We start from the raw sequence: 2,758 nt of genomic DNA, 5'->3' as shown, positions 1-2,758 counted from the left end.
CCGACGCCCTCATCGCCCTCGCCATGCTCAGCCTCGGCGGCCACAAACCAGTGCTCCCCGGCCGGGTTTAACCCACGGTTACGACAGGAGAGCCGAGATTCTTCTGTAAAAGTCCAATTTCGGGCCGTTAGGGTCCGATTTCGGCAAAATCTCCGTCGAATTCGTTCAGGGCGCGGGCGGGAGAGCGGCTCGGGCGGGAGAGGGGCGTGCGGGCTCCCGCCCTCCCGCTCTGCTAGACGAAGGCCGCCTGGCCGGTGATGCTGCGCCCGACGATCAGCGTGTTCATCTCCCTGGTGCCCTCGTACGAGTACACGGCCTCGGCGTCGGCGAAGAAGCGGGCCACGTCATAGTCGAGGACGATGCCGTTCCCGCCGAAGAGTTCGCGGCACCAGGCGACCGTTTCGCGCATCCGTGCCGTCGTGTACAGCTTCGCCAGGGCGGCGTGCTCGTCGCGCTGGCTGCCCTCGTCGAGCATCTGCGACACCCGCACCACCATGCCCAGGCTGGCGGTGATGTTGCCGAGCGACTTCACCAGCAGGTCCTGCACGAGCTGGTGCCCGCCGATCTCCTTGCCGAACTGCACGCGCTCTTTCGCGTAGGCGACCGCGGCCTCGTAGGCGCCGATCGAGGTGCCGACGGCGGCCCAGGCCACCTCGGCCCGGGTCAGGCGCAGCACCTTGGCGGTGTCCCGGAACGAGTTCGCGTTCTGCAGCCGGTTGCGCTCGGGCACGACCACGTTCTCCAGCACGATGTCCGCGTTCTGCACTGCGCGCAGGCTGATCTTGCCGTCGATCTTCGTCGCCGAGTACCCGGCCGTGTCGGTGGGCACGATGAAGCCCTTCACCATGCCGTCGGCGGTGTCCTTCGCCCAGATGATGGTGATGTCGGAGAAGGTGGCGTTGCCGATCCAGCGCTTCTCCCCGTTGAGCAGCCAGGTGTCGCCGGTTCGGGTCGCCGTGGTGCGCAGCCCCTGGGCCGCGTCGGAGCCGGAGAACGGCTCGGTCAGGCCGAAGGCGCCGACGATCTCGCCCGAAGCCAGCCGCGGCAGCCACTCGTCGCGCTGCTCCTGAGATCCCGTCGCCGCGATCGTGCCGCAGGCCAGCCCGTTCTGCACACCGACGAAGGTGGCGACGGATGCGTCCACCCGGGCGACCTCCAGGGCGACGAAACCGCGGAACACGGCCGAGTTCTCGAACGGGCGGGTCTCGGGCCAGCCGAACGAGTAGGCCCCGAGCTGCGCCAGCGGGCGGATGACCTCGGCCGGGAATTCGGCGCGCTCCCAGCATCCGTTCACGATCGGCCGCACGTCGGACTCGAGGTAGGCGCGCAGATTGGTCAGCGCGGTTTTCTCCTGATCGGTGAGCAGATTCTCGTAGCCGAAGAAGTCGCTGGGAAGTAGCTCGAAGTTCATCTGGTGCTCCATTGCAGAGGGCGACGGCCTCGCTTGCGGCGGTCGGCGAATTCTCGCCAGCCTAGGTGGGCCCCTGGCCTGGCCGAAAGCCCTTGGTAGTTTGGTCTAAACCGAACAGTGCAGGAGCCAACCATGTTTGTGGGCATCACCAATTCGCCGCGGGACTACGCCTGGGGATCGACCACCGCCATCTCCGGACTGCTCGGCTACGCTCCGTCGGGTAAACCGGAGGCCGAGCTCTGGCTGGGCGCGCATCCCGGGTCGCCCTCGCTGATCGTCGACCCGGCCCAGGTCGGCGGGCACCGCACGCTGCTGGACTGGATCACGGCGTCCCCCGAGGTCGCCCTCGGCGCAGCGGCGGCCGCGCACGCGAACGGTTCGCCCGCCGGGTCGGCTCCGCCGCGGCTGCCGTTCCTGCTGAAGGTGCTCGCCGCGCAGAGTCCCCTCTCGCTGCAGGCGCACCCGACCAGTGAGCGTGCGCGCAGCGGCTTCGCCCTGGAGAACGCGGCCGGTATCCCGCAGACCGCGGCCGACCGCAACTACCGCGACCCGTTCCACAAGCCCGAGGTGATCTTCGCCCTGAGCGACACCTTCGAGGCGCTCTGCGGTTTTCGCGAGCTGACCGAGATCCGGCGCATCCTCGGCGAACTCCGGGCGCTCGACGTGGCCTCGGACGACCCGCAGCCCGGCGCCCTCGACGCCCTCGAACGCCACCTGCTCGGACCGGACGCGCTGCGCGACTGCGTCGACTGGCTGCTGCGTGACGGCCGCGGCGGAGACTCCGGCGAGGTGGCCTGGCTGGTCGAACGCGTCGTGCTGCTCGCCGACAGCGCCACGTACCTGGCCGAGGGCGGCGCCATCATCGAGTTCCCGCTCGAGTTCGCCACCGTGCGGGACCTCGCCCGCGCTTACCCGGGAGACCCCGGCATCGTGATCTCCCTGCTGACCAACCGGGTCTCGCTCAAGCGCGGCGAGGTGCTGTATTTGCCGGCCGGCAACATCCACGCCTACCTGTCCGGTCTCGGCGTGGAGTTGATGGCGGCGTCGGACAATGTGCTCCGCGGCGGGCTCAGCCCCAAGCACATCGACGTCGACGAACTGCTCGAGGTGCTCGACTTCACCCCCCTGCCGGTGCCGTATCTGCCGCCGGTATCGACCTCTCCCGGCGTGGACGAGTTCCGGCCGGACGTCGACGACTTCGAACTCGTCCACATCGCGGCCGAGCCGGCTGCGGGTGCGGGCGCTGCTGCCCTTGCTGCGGGGGCTGCTGCGGGCGGTGCGGCGGGCGGTGTGGCTGGCGCTGCGGCTGGCGCTGCGGCTGGCGCTGCGGCGGGCGCGGCTGGCGCT

The 2,758-nt window shown here is 69.6% G+C and carries 2 protein-coding genes; one reads left to right on the top strand and one right to left on the bottom strand.

Annotated elements, in window-relative coordinates:
* Positions 1-232: 232 nt before the first annotated feature.
* Positions 233-1,411: an acyl-CoA dehydrogenase family protein gene (locus E3O49_RS13475; RefSeq protein ID WP_134405127.1), complete on the bottom strand. Its 1,179-nt coding sequence runs from the start codon at positions 1,409-1,411 to the stop codon at positions 233-235.
* Between the two features lie 132 nt (positions 1,412-1,543).
* Between E3O49_RS13475 and manA the strand changes: the two genes are divergently transcribed.
* Positions 1,544-2,758: mannose-6-phosphate isomerase, class I (gene manA / locus E3O49_RS13470; protein ID WP_134451764.1), on the top strand; the 1,215-nt coding region annotated here is incomplete at its 3' end.

Source organism: Cryobacterium shii, from assembly GCF_004402595.1.
Classification (GTDB): domain Bacteria; phylum Actinomycetota; class Actinomycetes; order Actinomycetales; family Microbacteriaceae; genus Cryobacterium; species Cryobacterium shii.
Note: the sequence above shows the minus strand (reverse complement) of the source record. Positions and strands in the feature narration are given on the sequence as shown.

Excerpts from the sequence above, each read along its gene's own strand:
- E3O49_RS13475 (WP_134405127.1), bottom strand. The coding sequence starts at position 1,411 with ATGAACTTCGAGCTACTTCCCAGCGACTTCTTCGGCTACGAGAATCTG.